Origin of the sequence: Candidatus Methylomirabilis sp., assembly GCA_036000645.1 — a bacterium.
Taxonomy (GTDB): Bacteria; Methylomirabilota; Methylomirabilia; order Methylomirabilales; family JACPAU01; genus JACPAU01.
Genome location: DASYVA010000178.1, coordinates 1 through 15,499, shown reverse-complemented (window position 1 = coordinate 15,499; position 15,499 = coordinate 1). Strand labels below are relative to the sequence as shown.

Annotated in this window: 16 protein-coding genes; 4 read left to right on the top strand and 12 right to left on the bottom strand. The window is 70.8% G+C overall.

The annotated features are described in order from the left end of the window. The 6 genes from VGT06_10050 to VGT06_10025 form a co-directional block, all read right to left on the bottom strand. A partial coding sequence (locus tag VGT06_10050; protein ID HEV8663464.1) for a thiamine pyrophosphate-binding protein occupies nucleotides 1-287 on the bottom strand: 287 nt, incomplete at its 3' end. Between the two features lie 363 nt (nucleotides 288-650). Next, a complete protein-coding gene (gene rodA, locus VGT06_10045; protein ID HEV8663463.1) occupies nucleotides 651-1,751 on the bottom strand; it encodes a rod shape-determining protein RodA in 1,101 nt (366 codons plus the stop codon). 3 nt (nucleotides 1,752-1,754) lie between these two features. Beyond that, nucleotides 1,755-3,647 carry a penicillin-binding protein 2 gene (gene mrdA, locus VGT06_10040; protein ID HEV8663462.1) on the bottom strand — a complete coding sequence of 631 codons (1,893 nt, stop codon included), beginning with the start codon at nucleotides 3,645-3,647 and terminating at the stop codon, nucleotides 1,755-1,757. Continuing rightward, nucleotides 3,644-4,123, bottom strand: coding sequence for a rod shape-determining protein MreD (gene mreD, locus VGT06_10035; protein ID HEV8663461.1), 480 nt, complete (start codon nucleotides 4,121-4,123; stop codon nucleotides 3,644-3,646). The genes mrdA and mreD overlap by 4 nt, the downstream gene beginning before the upstream one ends. Next, on the bottom strand, nucleotides 4,120-4,992 hold the full coding sequence (gene mreC / locus VGT06_10030; protein HEV8663460.1) for a rod shape-determining protein MreC: 873 nt from the start codon (nucleotides 4,990-4,992) through the stop codon (nucleotides 4,120-4,122). Before mreC ends, mreD begins: the two co-directional genes overlap by 4 nt. Nucleotides 4,993-5,156: 164 nt before the next feature. Next, complete coding sequence (locus VGT06_10025; protein ID HEV8663459.1) at nucleotides 5,157-6,185, bottom strand: rod shape-determining protein; 1,029 nt, start codon at nucleotides 6,183-6,185, stop codon at nucleotides 5,157-5,159. A gap of 222 nt (nucleotides 6,186-6,407) precedes the next feature. On the opposite strand from VGT06_10025, the gene VGT06_10020 reads away from it, so the two are divergent. Together VGT06_10020 and VGT06_10015 are read left to right on the top strand one after the other, a co-directional pair. Beyond that, the gene (locus VGT06_10020) at nucleotides 6,408-7,400 is read left to right on the top strand and encodes a SurA N-terminal domain-containing protein (protein ID HEV8663458.1); all 993 of its coding nucleotides are present in this window, start codon (nucleotides 6,408-6,410) and stop codon (nucleotides 7,398-7,400) included. A gap of 15 nt (nucleotides 7,401-7,415) precedes the next feature. Then, complete coding sequence (locus tag VGT06_10015; GenBank protein HEV8663457.1) at nucleotides 7,416-7,751, top strand: hypothetical protein; 336 nt, start codon at nucleotides 7,416-7,418, stop codon at nucleotides 7,749-7,751. Between the two features lie 71 nt (nucleotides 7,752-7,822). Here VGT06_10015 and VGT06_10010 read toward each other — a convergent pair whose 3' ends face one another. Beyond that, complete coding sequence (locus VGT06_10010; protein ID HEV8663456.1) at nucleotides 7,823-8,377, bottom strand: ribonuclease H-like domain-containing protein; 555 nt, start codon at nucleotides 8,375-8,377, stop codon at nucleotides 7,823-7,825. A gap of 11 nt (nucleotides 8,378-8,388) precedes the next feature. Further along, nucleotides 8,389-9,267, bottom strand: a complete 879-nt coding sequence (gene dapF / locus VGT06_10005) for a diaminopimelate epimerase (GenBank protein HEV8663455.1) — start codon at nucleotides 9,265-9,267, stop codon at nucleotides 8,389-8,391. A 185-nt stretch (nucleotides 9,268-9,452) separates the two neighbouring features. Here dapF and VGT06_10000 point away from each other — a divergent pair, with 185 nt between their 5' ends. Beyond that, nucleotides 9,453-10,361 carry a fructose-bisphosphate aldolase gene (locus tag VGT06_10000; protein HEV8663454.1) on the top strand — a complete coding sequence of 303 codons (909 nt, stop codon included), beginning with the start codon at nucleotides 9,453-9,455 and terminating at the stop codon, nucleotides 10,359-10,361. Nucleotides 10,362-10,436: 75 nt separating this feature from the next. Here VGT06_10000 and VGT06_09995 read toward each other — a convergent pair whose 3' ends face one another. The 4 genes from VGT06_09995 to VGT06_09980 all read right to left on the bottom strand — a co-directional run bounded on the left by VGT06_09995 (nucleotide 10,437) and on the right by VGT06_09980 (nucleotide 14,837). Further along, the gene (locus tag VGT06_09995; GenBank protein HEV8663453.1) at nucleotides 10,437-11,018 is read right to left on the bottom strand and encodes a biotin transporter BioY; all 582 of its coding nucleotides are present in this window, start codon (nucleotides 11,016-11,018) and stop codon (nucleotides 10,437-10,439) included. A gap of 96 nt (nucleotides 11,019-11,114) precedes the next feature. Further along, a complete protein-coding gene (locus VGT06_09990) occupies nucleotides 11,115-12,806 on the bottom strand; it encodes a gamma-glutamyltransferase (GenBank protein HEV8663452.1) in 1,692 nt (563 codons plus the stop codon). Then, entirely contained in the window at nucleotides 12,803-13,213 is a 411-nt protein-coding gene (locus VGT06_09985) for an FHA domain-containing protein (protein HEV8663451.1), read from the bottom strand. The genes VGT06_09990 and VGT06_09985 overlap by 4 nt, the downstream gene beginning before the upstream one ends. A 10-nt stretch (nucleotides 13,214-13,223) precedes the next feature. Then, nucleotides 13,224-14,837 carry a protein kinase gene (locus VGT06_09980; GenBank protein ID HEV8663450.1) on the bottom strand — a complete coding sequence of 538 codons (1,614 nt, stop codon included), beginning with the start codon at nucleotides 14,835-14,837 and terminating at the stop codon, nucleotides 13,224-13,226. A gap of 155 nt (nucleotides 14,838-14,992) precedes the next feature. Here VGT06_09980 and VGT06_09975 point away from each other — a divergent pair, with 155 nt between their 5' ends. Beyond that, the gene (locus tag VGT06_09975) at nucleotides 14,993-15,424 is read left to right on the top strand and encodes a CBS domain-containing protein (GenBank protein HEV8663449.1); all 432 of its coding nucleotides are present in this window, start codon (nucleotides 14,993-14,995) and stop codon (nucleotides 15,422-15,424) included. Nucleotides 15,425-15,499 lie beyond the last annotated feature (75 nt).

Here is a 15,499-nt window from a genome sequence, read left to right as displayed (position 1 = left end):
AGCTTCGTGGCAGCCCCGGTGGTGGTGATGGAGCCGGCGATGCGGCCGGACGCCAGGTAATACCCCAGCGGCATGAAGCCCGAGACGTACTCGCTCATGGTGAGGAACCGGGGAATGCCGTCGGTCGCCTGGGAGAGATCGGCGAACGGCTGCAGGTGCTTGGTGACGTGAATCACGCCCCCGCCGTTGACCCTCGAATAGAACGTGACCCCCCACCGCCTGAGAGCCTCGATCAAGGCGAAGTTCCCGCTGTTCCGGTCAGAGCCAGAGCTAGGCGTGATCGTCATGGATCTCCCCCGTGGAGCGTGTCTTCTCGCCCGCTGCCCGGCGAGCGCTGCGCCGGCCCCTCCCCTGAGAGGAGCGGTGCAGTCCCCTCGAGAGCCCGAATCCCCCACCGGCCTTGGGTCCTAGGGAGCGCAAATACGCGACGCGGCAGGTGCGCGCGAAGTTACCCACATGTGGACAGCCTGTCAAGTCATTTTCGTGCCGCCCTCACTGCGGATTTTCGCGCCATGAAACTCTCCTGGCCGGTTCCTGATCAGCCCGTGGAGAGGACCGGGGTGCCGATCTGTCCCTGCCCTGGGGGGCGCGCAGGGTGGGCCCCGGCGGTCCCCCGGGCGAGGAAGGAGGGTCCCGGCGAGGGGCGCCGCTCAGTACAGGAATCGGCGCATGCGGATGTTGAGCAGGAGGCCTATGGCGGTGAGCGTCATAACCATCGAGGACCCGCCGTAGGAGAGGAGCGGCAGGGGGATGCCCACCACCGGCATGATCCCCAACACCATCCCGACGTTCACGAGAGCCTGCAGGCCGATCGTGGCCGTGATGCCGAACGCCATCAGGCTCCCCAGGAGATCCTTGGCCTCCATGCTGACCTCCAGTCCACGGGTGATGAGGAGGCAGAAGAGGCCCAGGGCAGCCACCGACCCCACGAACCCCCACTGCTCCGCCAGCACGGCAAAGATGAAATCGGTGTGGTTCTCGGGGAGGAAGTTCAGCTGGCTCTGGGTAGCGGCCATGAATCCCCTCCCCCACAACTCTCCCGAGCCGACGGCGATCTTGGACTGGGCCACGTGGTACCCCGCCCCCAGCGGATCCAGGTTCGGGTTCAGAAAGACCAGGAGCCGCCGCTTCTGGTAGGCCTTCAGGAATGTCCAGACAATGGGGGCCAGGGCGAGGAGACCCACGCCCACGGGCACGGCGACCCGCAGGCGGAGCCCCACCAGGAGCATCAAGGCGATCCCCGCCGACAGCAGGATCAGGGCCGTCCCCAGGTCCGGCTGACGGACGACCAGGAGGGCCGGCAGCAGCGTCAGGAGCGCGGCCCCGCCCATGGTCCGCAGGGCGGTCAGGCGCTCCTTCCGATCCTCGAAGTAGCGGGCCAGACAGAGGACCAGGGCGAGCTTCGCGACCTCGGAGGGCTGGAACGCGACGAAGCCGAGCTTGATCCAGCGCTGGGCCCCAAGCCCCACCCGGCCAAAGAAGGGGACCAGGAGGAGCGAGAGGATCGCGAGCCCATAGAAGAGGTACGCAAAGCGCCCGGCCGTCCGGTAGTTGATCGTCACCGCGACGAGGAGGAAGACGGCCCCCACGGCAAACCAGGTCGCCTGCCGCAGGTAGAGGTGCTGCTTGAGGGGCAGGGTGGCGGTGGCGGTGGCGGTATAGATCGAGAGGATCCCCAGCCCCGCCAGCAGGAAGGCGGTGAGGACGATCCGCCACTCGAAGTTCTGGATGAGGCGGCGGTCCAGTGGCATGCCCTAGTCTCCGAAAACCGGTTCCGGGGAGGGCAGGGGGGCGGTGGGTTGTCTCACGGCCGGCGCGACCGGCCGCCGCTCCCGGGGGACCTCTACTGTGGGGAGGGGGAAGGCCGCCTCCAGGACGGCCCGCGCGACCGGTGCGGCTGCGGCGCTCCCGAACCCGGCGTGCTCCGCCAGGACGATCACGGCCACCTCGGGGCTGTGGGCCGGGGCGTAGGCGACGAACCACCCGTGGTCCTTCGGGCCCCGCCGGTCCTGGCCCAGCTGCTTCCGGACCACCTGCGCCGTCCCGGTCTTGCCCGCGACCTCGATCCAGGGGATGCGGGCCCGCTGCCCCGTCCCCTGCTCGTCGTTCACCACCGCCCACATCCCCTCCCGGAGGATCCGAAGGGTCTCGGGGCTCACCCGGACCCGGCGGAGGACTTCGGGGCCATATTCCTCGACGACCTCCCCCTGCCAGGACTCGACCCGCTTGACCACCCAGGGCTTGTAGAGCGCCCCTCCGTTGGCGATCGCCGAGACCATCGTGAGGACCTGCAGGGGTGTCGCCAGGACCATCCCCTGGCCGATCGCGGTGTTCAAGGTGTTCCCGGGGTACCAGGGCTCTCCGGTCACCTGCTGCTTCCAGGCGGGTGTCGGGACCAGCCCCCGGCTCTCGTCCCCGAAGCCCAGGCCTAGCTCCCCCCCCAGCCCGAACTCCCGCGCCATCTCCGCGATCGGCTCGATCCCGGTCTTGAGGGCGACCTGGTAAAAGTAGGTATTGCAGGACTCCGCGATGGCCCGGCGCAGGTCCATCACCCCGCGCCCCTCCCGCTTCCAGTCCTCGAAGGTGAAGTTGCCCAGGGTGATGGAGGCTGGGCAGTCTATGGGGGTGGAGGGGGTGATGATCCCGCTCTCCAGGGCCGCGGCGGCCACCACGAGCTTGAAGATGGAGCCGGGCGGGTACTGGCCCTGCAGGGGCCGGTTCTGGAGGGGGTGGCGCGGATCGTTGGCCAGGGTCTCCCACTCCTCCACCGAGATCCGCTGGGTGAAGACGCTGGGGTCGTAAGCCGGATTGCTGACCCAGGCCAGGATCTCCCCGGATCGCGGATCCATCGCGACCACGGCCCCGTTCTTCCCCGCGAATGCCTTCTCGGCCGCGTCCTGGAGCCGCCGATCGATCGTCAGGACCAGGTTGAAACCCGCCTGGGGCTCCGTCCGATCCACGAGGCGGGTGATCCGCCCCAGGACGTCCACTTCGATTTGCTCCCCGCCGTCGATCCCCCGGATGAACGCGTCGAAGCGGCGCTCCACGCCAGCCTGGCCGAAGGGCTCGCCGGGGGCGAAGTCCCGGAACTCCTCCCGGGCGAGTTGGGCCTGGTTCACCTCGCTCACGTACCCGAGCAGGTGGGCCGCCAGGCTCCCGGCAGGGTAGGCGCGGATCGGGTGCACCCTGAGGCCCACCCCCGGGAGGTCCAGCTTGCGCTCCTCCAGCGCGACCATGGTCCGCTCGGGCACGCCCGCCTTGAGGAGGAGCGGCGTAAAGGGCCGGATTCGTCCGGCCGCCAGCTTCTCGGCCACCTGCTCCGCCGGCATCCCGAGGAGGTCGGCGAGGCGCGCGGTGGTCCGCTCCGGCTCGGTCACGTCTTCGGGGACCAGGTACACGTCGAAGGAGGGGCGGTTGTCCACCAGGATCTGCCCGTACCGGTCGTAGAGGATCCCGCGGGGCGCCTCCACCAGCCGGAGTCGGAGGCGGTTGTGCCGGGCCATGGCCACGTACCGGTCCCCTTCCAGCACCTGCAGGTGCCACAGGCGCAGCACCAGGACGACGACGACCGCGGTGACCACCAGGATGAGGCGGCCCACCCGGCGCTGGATGGCGGGAGCCGGATTCAGGGTATGCCAGGCGGTCACAGCCGGACTTCCAGGACCGCCTTGAGGCGGGAGGCCCCCAGGACCGCCCCCCCCAGCAGGGCCGTGTACAGCGCCGTGGGGAGGACCACGGTCACGAGGGCGCTCACGGGCGGATCCAGGCGGAAGAAGTGGAGGAGGAGCTGGGCGAGGGTCCCAAGGGCGAGGCCGCTCGATGCCAGGAGAACCAGCCGCGGGAAGATGCGGCTCGCATCGACCCCTTCCGCGACCCCGGTCAGGACGAAGCCCCCGACGCTCAGCGTGAAGGCGTGCAGCCCCAGGGGGGCGCCCGAGAAGGCGTCCTGGTACAGGCCCAGAAGAAAGCCCATCGCCGTCGCCGCCTCCGATCGGACCCGGAAGGAGAGAAAGAAGAGGAACAGCAGGTAGAGATCCGGACGGATGCCGGCGACCCCCACCCGGTGGGCGAGGGTCGTCTGCAGGAGCGTCACCAGCAGGAGGCCCAGGAGGAAGCGGATCATCGCTCCGCCGCGGGAGGGACCCCCCGTGCCCGCGGCGGTCCCGATCCGCGCTCTCCCGTAATGACGAGGACCTCCTCCATCCGGCCGAAGTCCACGCTCGGCTGGATCGCCGCCTCCTGGAACAGGGCCCCGCTCTTGCGGTGGATCGCGGTCACGGTCCCGATCAGGATCCCCTTGGGGAAAATCCCCCCCATCCCCGAGGTCAGGACCGCATCGCCCACCCGGACCTCGGCCATGAGGGGGAGGTACTTCACCGTGGCGGACTGGCCGCGGTCCCCGGTCACGAGTCCCGTCGCCCGCTGCTCCTGCAGCAGCGCCCCCACGGAGGAGACCGGGTCGGTGAGGAGCTGGACTTTCGCCGTCCCGGGCATCACCTCCACGACCCGACCGACGAGCCCCTCCGTGGAGATGACCGGCAGATTCCGCCGCACGGCCGCCTCGGAGCCCTTGTTGATCAGGATGGTCTTGAACCAGTTGGTCGTGTCCTTCGCGATGACCTGGGCGGTCACCAGCTCGAGCTCGTGCCTCTCCGGCAGAGCGAGCAAGCGGCGCAGCCTGGCGTTCTCCTGGCCGGCCTCCGCGAAGCGGCGGACTTCCTCGCGCAGCGCCGCGGCCTCCTCCTGCAGGCGGAGATTCTCGGCCCGGACGTTCCGCAGGTCCACATAATTCACCCAGAGCCGGGAGCCGGTCCCCGTCACGGCGGCGTAGAGCTTCAGGAAGGGGGTGACGGTGAGCACCAGCCCCCGCTCCACCAGATCCACCAGGGGACCCCGCTCGCGGACCTGGAGGGTCATGAAGAGGAAGGAGACGAGGAGAGCGACGGAGAGGATGACGGTACGACGGTACCGGAGGAAGACCCGGAGGAGCATCAGGGCGTCCGCCCTCTTCTAGGCCGCCAGAGCCGGAACCACACGGAGCATGCAGGGCGAGAACAGGAGGGGCGCCCGCCTGCGGGGCCCGGGGCACCCGGGGCCGCGCCCCCGCCGGACCGGCCCGCTCGGGTTCGCCGCCGGGTGGCGCGGACCGGGGGGCCTCACGAGTCCAGGCAGACGACCTTCAGGAGGTCCAGCTCGTCCAGCACCTTCCCGGCGCCCAGGACGACACAGGAGAGGGGATCGTCTGCCACCGTGACCTTCAGGTGCGTCTCCAGGGCGATGAGCGTGTCCAGGCCGTGGAGGAGGGAGCCACCCCCGGCCATCACCACCCCCTTCTCCGCGATGTCCGCGGCCAGCTCGGGGGGGGTGCGCTCCAGGGCGGTCTTGACCGCATCCACGATGGCGTAGATGGGGTCGTGGAGGGCCTCCCGGATGTCGCTGTCGGTCACCGTGAGGGTCTTGGGGATGCCGTCCACCAGGTCCCGCCCCTTGATCTCCATCTTCCGGGGCTCGTCGAAGGGATAGGCGGAGCCGATCTGGATCTTGATGTTCTCGGAGGTCCGCTCGCCGACCAGCAGGTTGTACTTCCGCTTCAGGTACTGGATGATGGCCTCGTCCATCTCGTCCCCGGCGATGCGGATGGACTGACTGTAGACGATGCCCGAGAGGGAGATGACCGCCACCTCGGTCGTGCCGCCGCCGATGTCCACGATCATGTTGCCCGAGGGCTCCTGGACCGGCAGGCCGGCCCCGATGGCGGCTGCCATCGGCTCCTCCATCAGGTAGACCTCGCGGGCGCCCGCCTGCTCGGCCGAGTCCCGGATGGCCCGCTTCTCCACCTGGGTGATGCCGGAGGGAACTCCGACGACGATGCGGGGGCGCACCAGGGCTTTCCGGTTGTGGATCTTCACGATGAAGGCGCGGATCATCTGCTCCGTCACGTCGAAGTCGGCAATGACCCCGTCCTGCATGGGGCGGATGGCGACGATGCTGGCGGGGGTCCGCCCCAGCATCTCCTTGGCCTCCTTCCCCACCTTCAGGACCTGGCTCGTCCCCTTCTTGATCGCCACCACGCTCGGCTCCGAGAGGACGATCCCCTTCCCGCGGACGTAGATGAGTGTGTTGGCGGTCCCGAGGTCAATGGCCAGGTCGCTGGAGAACATCCCGTAGAACCAGTTGAAGATCATCGAGTCCTCCCCCGCAGAAGGTGTCGCTGCCGCTTTGCCGACGCGACGATATTGCAGGAATTATGCCCGAAACCCGTGCGCCGACACTTACCACAGCCCTCTCCCAAAAACAAGAGGCTCCCGGCCCTCTTGCGGCCCGGCGGACCTTTCGGTATCCTAGCAGCGCGGTGGGGACGGGGGCCGATCACCGCCCCGTCCCCCGGGGGGAGCCGACCCGCCATGATGCGCGCCATCAGGAACTCCTTCAAGACCATTTTCTTCCCCGTCATGTGGCTGGTGATCATCACGTTCATCGGCACCCTCTTCTACTGGGGGATGGGCTCCCGGGCCGACACCGGCAACCCCAGCGTCCTGGCCACGGTCGGGGACAGGCGGATCCTGCGCACCGAATACGCCGAGGCCTACAGGCGGCAGGAGGAGTTCCTCCGGCGGCTCTACGGGCAGCAGGCCGATGCCCGCCTCTTCGAGGCGATGAACCTTCGGCAGCGGGTCCTGGAGGACCTCATCAACCGGGCCCTCATCCTCCAGGAGGCGGAGCGGGTGGGGGTGAGGGTCACCGAGGCGGAGCTGGTCGCGGAGATCAAAGCCACCCCGATCTTCGCCCAGGAGGGGAAGTTCAGTCGCGAGCGGTACCTGGACCTGCTCAGGCTGAACGGGCTGAACCCCGAGATCTTCGAGGCGCAGATCCGCCAGGATCTCCTCCGCCGGAAGATGGTGGAGCTGATCCGGGGAACAGCCAAAGTCTCCGAGGCGGAGGGGCGGGCCGCCTTCCGAGCCGCGAGGGAAAAGGTTACTGTGGAGTATGTGGCCTTCCCGGCGGGCGGGGAGGGACGGCAGGCGGCGGAGAAGCTCCGGGCCGCCGTCACGGCCGGCACCCCCTGGGCGCAGGCGGCCAAGGGCGCCAACACCCCCGTCAAGAAGACCGAGCCCTTCACGCTGGGGGCCGGGGTGGTGCCCGCGGGGGATGTGGAGCCGTTCGGGCTGGCGGCCTTCCGGCTGAAGGGGGGGCAGGTCAGCCCGGTCGTGGAGGCGGCCACGGCCGCCTACGTCCTACACCTGCTCAAGCGCACCCCGGCCGACATGGCCGCCTACGCGAAGGAACGGACCACCTGGCACCGCAGCCTCCTGGCCCAAAAGGAGCAGCAGGTCGTGAACACCTGGCTGCAGCAGCTCCGGGCCAGGGTGGCCATTCAGGTGAATGAGCGCGCGAGCTAGAGTGTTGGGGGAAGCGTGCCCTACGTCTACCATACTGATGACGGGGTGATTCAGGGGTTCTCCCGGGAGCGGTCGGATGTCTCCCTGGGGGACATCTGCACGCCCATCTCCGTGGAGGCGTACGAGATGCTCAGCGCGCTGCCCACCGGCTTTCGCGTGGACCGGAGCACCGGGCGCCTGCAGTCCCATCTGGTCACGGACCACGAAGACTGGATCCGGTGGATTCCCGTCGTCCTGAATCACCGCCTGGTGGATGGGGAGTACGTCCCGATCCTGCGAGAGCCGACGCCCTTCGAGGAGGCGCTCGCCCGCAAGGCCGCGGTCCGACGGCGGGAACCTCCCCGGCCCTAGACCCCCCGCAGCCTCCCCCCGTCAGTCACCCGAACCGACAGATTCGCCGGACCATCCCCGTTCCCCCCGATTTACGCCGGGGCCCAGGCCACGTACACGCGCTGCGGGGATGCCGCCGCGTCGGGGCCCGGAATGAACACGAACCCGTGTTGCCGCCCGTACTCCACACACCCTCTGAGGATCTCCACGTCCTGGCGGCAGTACTCCACCACCTTTCGCCGCAGTGCCGGGTCCCCGGAGCGCCACCAACGGATCGCCTGCTCGCCGCTTCCCCCCTTGCCCCGCCCTAACGTCGCCCGGGCCAGGTCTTCCAGGCTCACCCGGAATCCCAGGCGGCGGCGCAGGTCCACCAGGATGTCGAACGACCTGGGAAGCAGGGCCTGCGTCGGCCCGTAGGCCGAGAGGAGGGGAAGGTCGAAGCGGTTGCCGTTGAAGGTGACGAGGCGGGGGAAGCGGGCGAGTTCCTCCAGCAGGGGGAGCGCGTCCGGCTCGAACCACTCCCGGAACCCGAAGGCCGCATCCCAGGTGACCGCCACCGCGAGGCCGAAAGCGGGGATGTTGTCCCACCCGCCGGAGACCTCCTCCGGCCCCCGCTGGCTTTCCGTGTCCAGGTAGATTTCATCCATGCCAACGGCGTCTAGCCGGCAGGGGGCTCCCACCCCGCCCGGCAGCGGGCCTCCAGGTCGGCGCTGAGGATTCCCGCGCAGATCGGCTCCGCCGGTCCGGTCATCCGCAGGCTGAAGTCGGGGGCGACCTCGATGGCCAGCGTCCCGCCGGGCATCTCGATCGCGATCCGCGCATCCGTCAGGCCGTGCTTCCGGCAGGCGGCGGCCACCGCGCAGGCGGAGGAGCCGGAGGCCAGCGTGAAGCCGGCCCCGCGCTCCCAGATGAGGATCGCCACCCGCCCCCGGTCGAGCACCCGGGCGAACTGCACGTTGATCCGGCTCGGAAAGGCGGGGTGGTGCTCGACCTTCGGTCCCAGGCGCCGGACGGTCGCCGGGTCGAGGGCGTCCGACAGGATCACGCAGTGCGGGTTGCCGACCGAGACGCAGGTGACCGTGAGCCGCTCCCCCTCCACCTCGAGCGGCTCCCGGAGGACCTCCCGCGACGGTCCCCGCACCGGGATCTCCCCACTGAGGAAGCTCGCACGCCCCATCTCCACGGTGATGCCGGTGATGCGCCCCGCCTCCCGGCTGAGGGAGGCCCGGACCACCCCCCCTTTGGTCTCCACCGTGAACGTATCCGTCCGGGCGTGCCCGGCCTCCGCCAGGTAGCGGGCGAAGATCCGGAGGCCATTGCCGCTCTTCTCCGCCTCACTCCCGTCCGGATTGAATATGCGCAGGCCGAAATCGGCGGCACGGCTCCCCGTCAGGAGCAGGATCCCGTCCGAGCCCACGCCGTAGTTCCGGTGGCAGACGAGACGGATCGCCCCGGGCGTCAGCGGGAAACCGAGGGCAGCCTCCTCCAGCACCAGGTAGTCGTTGCCGAGACCGTGGGATTTCACGAAGCGGGTCATGGGCGCTCCCCGGCACCGGGCGCTCGGCGTGGACCCCTCGGGCGGACCGGTCGGCGGGAGGATAGCGGCTGCCCGGAGCCCGGTCAAGGCGAGAGGGACGGTTCGAGGGCTGGCCTTCTCGCCCCTCCCTGCGCTATAGTAGGGCCAGTGAGGACGGGCCGGCAGCTCCGAGAGGAGGGAGTCGGATGAAAGTGCGGGTACGGCGAGTGACGCTCGATGACCTCGGCCTCAGCCTGGGGAAACGGACCCGGCTGCGGCGGATTCTGTACGAGCACGGGCCGGGGAACGGAACGCTCCTCCTCCTCCCCATCGACCAGGGTCTGGAGCACGGGCCGCGGGACTTTTTCGAGAATCCGGACAGCCTCGACCCCGAGTACCAGCTCCGGATTGCCCGGGAGGGGGGGTACTCCGGAATCGTCTTCCAGGTGGGTCTCGCCGCCAAGTACATGCGCGGGTACGAGGGGTCCGTCCCCCTGGTCCTCAAGCTCAACGGCAAGACCGAGATCCCGGACGACAACCAGGCCCTCTCCCCGTGCATCGCCTCCGTGGAGGACGCGGTCCGGTTGGGGGCGGATGCCGTGGGCTACACCCTCTACGTGGGCTCCCCGGCCCAGGCCGAGGACTTCGTCCAGTTCATGGCGGTCCGCGAGGAGGCGGAGCGCTTCGGGATGCCGGTCATCATCTGGGCCTACCCGCGGGGGGAGGCCATCAAGAAAAAGGGGGGGCGGGACGGCCTCTACGCGATCGTGTACGCGGCGCGGGTGGCGGGGGAGCTCGGTGCCGACGTGGTGAAGGTGAACATGCCGGTGCTGGATCCCGAGAAGGACAGGGAGGCCCCCAAGCCCTATAACACCCTGCGGGTCAGCCAGGAGGAGGCCATGGAGCGGGTGGTCCGCGCGGCCGGCCGGACCATGGTCCTGGTCTCGGGAGGCTCGAAAATCTCGGACGCCGACCTGATGGAGAAGGCCCGGATCGCCATGGACGCCGGGGCCACCGGGCTCATTTTCGGCCGCAACGTCTGGCAGCGGCCGCACGACGAGGCGCTCCGGATCAGCAAGGAGATCCGGTCGCTGCTCCTCCAGTACCCGGCCTGATCCGCTCCCGCCCTGAAGAACACCGCGGCCCCGCGGGAGAAGTCCCCCGCGGGGCCGCATGTCGTTCCGGATGCCTCAGCGGACGTCGCCGCGGCGCACGAGGACCCACGCCCCCGGGAGGGCGAGAGCGGCCGCCGCCAGCTTGAGGAAGTCGCCCAGGATGAAGGGGAGGAGGCCCTTCGTCACCGCATCGGCCCACCCGAGGTAGAGGGCGAGCCAGGGAACTCCGAACAGGTAGATGACCACGTTCCCGGCGGCCATCGCCACGGCCGCGAAGCGGACGCGCCGGTCCCACCCCCGCTCGGCCAGTGTCCCGGTGAGATACGCCGCAGCGATGAAGCCGAGGAGGTAGCCGCCCGTCGGTCCCTGGAGCCGGGCGAGCCCCGCGCCCCCCCCGGCAAAGACGGGCAGGCCGACCAGTCCCTCCACGACGTACAGCCCGATGGCGGCGGTCCCCCGGAGGGCTCCCAGGGCGGCCCCGGTCAGGAGGACCGCGAAGGTCTGGCCGGTGATCGGGACCGGGGTGAGCGGGATGACGATCTGCGCGCACAGCGCCGTCAAGAGGCTCCCGCCCACGATCAGGAGGGCATCCCTGAGGAGCCCGCCCCGCGGGATCGTGGCCTCCGCTAACGTCGAGACCCGCGTCGCCGTCTGCATCCCGGAAACCCTCCTTTCACCCTTCCCACGCTCTCGAGGCCCGTGGATTCCAGCGCGCGCGCAGCATAGCCCACGCCCTTCCCCCGGTCAAGGACCCTAGCGGCCGAGCGCTGAGCCCTCCCCCCGTGGGTCCGCTGCCGCCTCCACCACGCCCCGGCCCCGGTCGAAGGCGAGGGCTTGGACGGTGCCGGCCGTGTGGCGCCTCCCCGCCTCGCCGTACAGGACCTGGTGCCCGAGGGCGGCGAGGGCAGCGGCCGCCGCCGCCGGGATCCCGTCCTCCAGGTAGAGCTGCGCGCCCCCCGCCAGGATCCCCCCGGGGCCCGCGTAGGCGAAGCGGGGCGCCGCGACGGCCTCCCGCAGGGGCATGCCGAACCCCGTGACGTTCACGGCCACCTGGGCGATCGCCTGGGGGATCGCGTACGCCCCGGCGGCCCCGAGGGCCAGGACCGGGCGTCCCTGCTGCAGGAGGATCGTGGGGGCGATCGGAGTGGCCGGGCGCTTCCCGGCCGCGATCCCGTTCACCCCCTGCCCCTCTGTCTGCCCAACGTTGAAGAGGACCATCTCGTTGTTCAGGACGACTCCGGTCCCCGGGACGAGGAGGCCCGAGCCGAATCCCGAGATGAGCGAGGTCGTGAGGACAGCCATGTTCCCCCCGGCATCCGCTGCGGCCACGGTCGTGGTGTGGGAGCTTTCGGCCGGGCCGGGAACCGGGATGGCGGGCAGCGCCCGGTTGCGGGAGACGGCACGCCGGCGCTCCGCCGCCGTCGTCGGGGAGAGCAGGTGAGGGGGGAACGGCGGGGCGAAGGCCGGGTCCGCCACGAACCGGAAGAAATCGGCCATCGCCAGCTTGAACCCTTCCACCTGCCGGTGAATGAGGACCGCGTGGCCACGCCCGAGGGTCCGGAGGTCCTCCCCCTCGAGCGCCTGGAGCAGCTCCACGACAATGAGCCCCGCCCCCGGCGGCGGGACCGTGGCGACGGTGAGGTCCCCGACCCTCCCCGTGAGGGGCTTCACCCAGCGGGGCCGGTAGGCGGCCAGGTCGGCCGCATCGAGGATGCCGCCGCGGGCCCGCAGGAAGGCCACGAGGCGCCGGCCGATCGCCCCCCGGTACAGGGCTTCCGGCCCCCCGGCAGCGATCTCGCGTAGGGTCCGGGCGAGGTCCGGCTGCCGGAAGAGCGTCCCGGGTTCGGGCGCGCGGCCTCCCGGCAGGAACACGCGGGCCGCCTCGGGGGACAGGATCGGGGCGCTCTCCTGGATGGCTCGATGGGCGCGCGGGCCGAGGGGGAACCCCTCGGCGGCGTGGTGGATGGCAGACTCGAGGAGAGTCGCGAGGGGGAGGCGCCCGTGTGCCCGAACCGCCTCGGCCCAGCCGGCCACGGCGCCGGGAACGGTTGGTGCAAGCGGACCCCGCAGGGCGGCGGCCCGCGTGTAGGCCGCGGCCGGCGCCGCCGCCGGCGCGCTCCCGGTGAACTCCAGGACCCGGACCTGCCGGTCCTCGGCTCGGTACAGGATCAAGAACCCGGATCCGGCCGGGCCGGAGGAGCCGGGCTCCACGACCCCGAGGACGGCGGCCGCGGCCACCGCCGCATCCACGGCATTCCCGCCCCGGGCCATCACCTCCAGCCCCGCCTCGGAGGCCAGCGGGTGGGTGGTGGCGATGGCGCCGACGCGGTGCACGACGGGGGGCGGGGCCGCCCCGGCCGCCGCCGCGGCCGCCAGGTGGAGGGTGAGCGCGGCGACGGCCACCCGGCGGGCCCTGCCCGCCGGATGGACCAGCGGGAAGCTCACTCCACCTCGTAGACGGGGCCGCCCCCCTCCCGCTCCTCCACGACGAACTGCAGAGTCGTGTTCCCCACCTGGAACCGATCCCCGTGGCGGATGGGGCTCTCCCGGACCTTCTTCCCGTTGAGGAGCGTCCCGTTCGTGCTCCCCAGGTCCTTCAGGCGAAAGGCGCCGCCCGCCGCCTCGATCGCGGCGTGGCGCCGCGAGACGGCGGTGTCGGGGAGGAGGACGTCCACCCCCTTCTCCCGGCCCACGACGTTCACGGCCTTGCCGAGCGGGTACTCGTGACCGGCCCCCGGGCCCTCCACGATGACCACGGACCCGCGCAGGCGGGCTCCACCCTCAGCCCGCACCTTGGGGCGGGTGACCGGATCGGTGCTGTCCTCAGGGTCTTCGGCAGGTCCCGGCGGCATGCGGCCTCCATCACCCCCGGGGCGTGGTCGGCGCCAGGAGGGGGATCTCCAGGCGGGTCCCCTCCGGGGGCGTCTCCCCATCCGGAAGGAAGTTGTAGCGGGCCAGCCGCGCGGCAAAGGTGGGGGAACCGTAGTACCGCTCGGCGATGGTGGCGAGCGTCTCCCCTCGGCGCACCTCGTGGCCCCCCCGCAGGGGGAGCCAGACGGTCTGTCCGGGCAGGAGCCGGTCGGGGTCCCGCAGGTCGTTCAGGTCCAGGAGTATCCAGCCGCGCCGGGAGTCCCCCAAGGCGCGCTCGGCGATGCTGGACACACTGTCCCCCGGCCGGACCTCGTAGGGTTCCCCGATCGGGATGCGCAGCACCTGCCCGGGGCGCAGGGCAGCCCGGGGATCGAGGCGATTCGCTGCGACGAGCAGGGGGAAGTGGCGGGCCTCCCGGTAGTAGCGCAGCGCGATCGCCCCGAGGGTCTCGCCGGGCTGGACCGTGTGGGTCAGCGAGGAGGGCGCAGGGGACCCTGGCCTGGATGCGGCGGGAAGTGCGAGCGCCGGGAGAGGGGACGGTCCGCCGCGCGGCTCCACGATCCTCCCCTGGGAGTGCCAGCGGATCCAGCCGGGGGACGCGACCGCAATCATCGCGGCCAGCCCCGCCGCGGCCAGGAGGCGCCCCGCACGGGCTGTGCGGGCGGGAGACCCTCCATCCCCGGGCCGCCCCCGGCGGCTCCGCCGGGCCGCCGCGACGAAGTCCCCGAGGGTCTTCACGGCTTCGGCCCCCGTCAGCGGGACGGCATCCAGGAGGGCCGTCTTCAGGGCGTAGGCCTCCGCGTACCGCTGGGCCGGCCGCCGCTTCAGGGTGCGCATGATGACCCGGTCCAGCGCCAACGGGATCTCCCGGGCGAGGCGCCGGGGGGACTCGGGCTCGGTCGTGAGGATCTGGTTGACGACACTCGTTTCGGCATCCCCCGGAAACGGCTTGACCCCCGTGCACAATTCGTACAGGACGATCCCCAGGGCGAACAGATCTGAAGCGGGCGTGAGTGACTCCCCCTGGATCTGCTCGGGGGACATGTAGGCGGGGGTCCCGAAGGCCTGGCCGGTCTGGGTGAGGGCGGAGGCGTCGGGCAGGACCGCGATCCCGAAGTCCCCGAGCTTGGCCCGACCCTCGATCCCGATCAGAATGTTGCTGGGCTTCAGATCCCGGTGGATGAGCCCGCGCCGATGGGCGTAGGCGAGGGCGTCGCAGATCTGGGCCCCCACCGCCACAGTGACCGTGGCCGGCAGCCGCCCCACCCGTTGGAGGAGGGACTTGCCGTCCAGCCCGTCCACGAACTCCAGGGCGAGGAAGGCCCGCCCGGCATCCTCCCAGAACTCGTACGCCCGGACGATGTGGTCGTGGGCCAGGCTGGTCGCCACCTCCGCCTCGCGGCGGAAGCGCTCCCGCATCGCCGGGTCATCCCGGTAGCGGGGGTGGAGCTCCTTCAGGGCCACCACGCGCCCGAGGCTGGCGTGGCGGGCGCGATAGAGCCGGGCCATGCCGCCGCCGGCCAGCTCCTCCAGGACGACATACTGGCCCAGCCGGACCTCGCCTCCCACCGCGGGGGAGAGCGCGAGTTCGGCTCGCTCTGCCATAACCCGGGGTCTCTCCGCTCCTTCTGCAGGTCCCGCGAGAAAAAACCGGGCGCGCCGGCCGCCCGGCCGCGCCCCGGTGAGCCACGCCGCTTGCTTTACTAGCATCGCCCGGCTACAATGGCAAGCACAAAAGCCCTTCCCGGTGGAGGCGGCCCATGACTCTCGCGGACCTGATGAACACCAAGCCGGTGACGGTTCGCCCCACCGAGACCGTCGCGGCCGCGGCCAAGCGCATGCGGGACGAGGGGGTGGGTTGCGTGGTCGTCACCGGCTCCACCCGCAAGCCGGTGGGGATCCTCACCGACCGGGACATCGTGCTCGCGGTGGTGGCAGAGGGGCGGCTCCCCGACGCGACTCGCGTCGAGGAAGTCATGTGCCGCCACGTCATCACCGGCCGCAGGAGCGACACCCTGATGGACGCGGCCATCAAGATGGCGGAGGCCTCGATCCGGCGGCTGCCCATCCTGGACGGCCAGGGACGGATGGTGGGGCTGGTCTCGGTGGACGACCTGCTGGTCATTCTCATCACCGAGCTGTCCAACATCTCGGCGGCCATCGCCGGGCCGTCCAAGATTCTCACCACCTAGTGCAAGTCCAACAAACAGGCGCAGCGTTCACGCGACAACTGGGGTGCCGGGCCAAATGACGAGCATCACGAGGCC

What these genes read in the sequence shown, in the direction of transcription:
- rodA (HEV8663463.1), bottom strand. Translation starts at nt 1,751, where the DNA reads ATGCCACTGGACCGCCGCCTCATCCAGAACTTCGAGTGGCGGATCGTC.
- mreD (HEV8663461.1), bottom strand. Translation starts at nt 4,123, where the DNA reads ATGATCCGCTTCCTCCTGGGCCTCCTGCTGGTGACGCTCCTGCAGACG.
- mreC (HEV8663460.1), bottom strand. Translation starts at nt 4,992, where the DNA reads ATGCTCCTCCGGGTCTTCCTCCGGTACCGTCGTACCGTCATCCTCTCC.
- VGT06_10025 (HEV8663459.1), bottom strand. Translation starts at nt 6,185, where the DNA reads ATGATCTTCAACTGGTTCTACGGGATGTTCTCCAGCGACCTGGCCATT.
- VGT06_10020 (HEV8663458.1), top strand. Translation starts at nt 6,408, where the DNA reads ATGCGCGCCATCAGGAACTCCTTCAAGACCATTTTCTTCCCCGTCATG.
- VGT06_10010 (HEV8663456.1), bottom strand. Translation starts at nt 8,377, where the DNA reads ATGGATGAAATCTACCTGGACACGGAAAGCCAGCGGGGGCCGGAGGAG.
- dapF (HEV8663455.1), bottom strand. Translation starts at nt 9,267, where the DNA reads ATGACCCGCTTCGTGAAATCCCACGGTCTCGGCAACGACTACCTGGTG.
- VGT06_10000 (HEV8663454.1), top strand. Translation starts at nt 9,453, where the DNA reads ATGAAAGTGCGGGTACGGCGAGTGACGCTCGATGACCTCGGCCTCAGC.
- VGT06_09995 (HEV8663453.1), bottom strand. Translation starts at nt 11,018, where the DNA reads ATGCAGACGGCGACGCGGGTCTCGACGTTAGCGGAGGCCACGATCCCG.
- VGT06_09985 (HEV8663451.1), bottom strand. Translation starts at nt 13,213, where the DNA reads ATGCCGCCGGGACCTGCCGAAGACCCTGAGGACAGCACCGATCCGGTC.
- VGT06_09980 (HEV8663450.1), bottom strand. Translation starts at nt 14,837, where the DNA reads ATGGCAGAGCGAGCCGAACTCGCGCTCTCCCCCGCGGTGGGAGGCGAG.
- VGT06_09975 (HEV8663449.1), top strand. Translation starts at nt 14,993, where the DNA reads ATGACTCTCGCGGACCTGATGAACACCAAGCCGGTGACGGTTCGCCCC.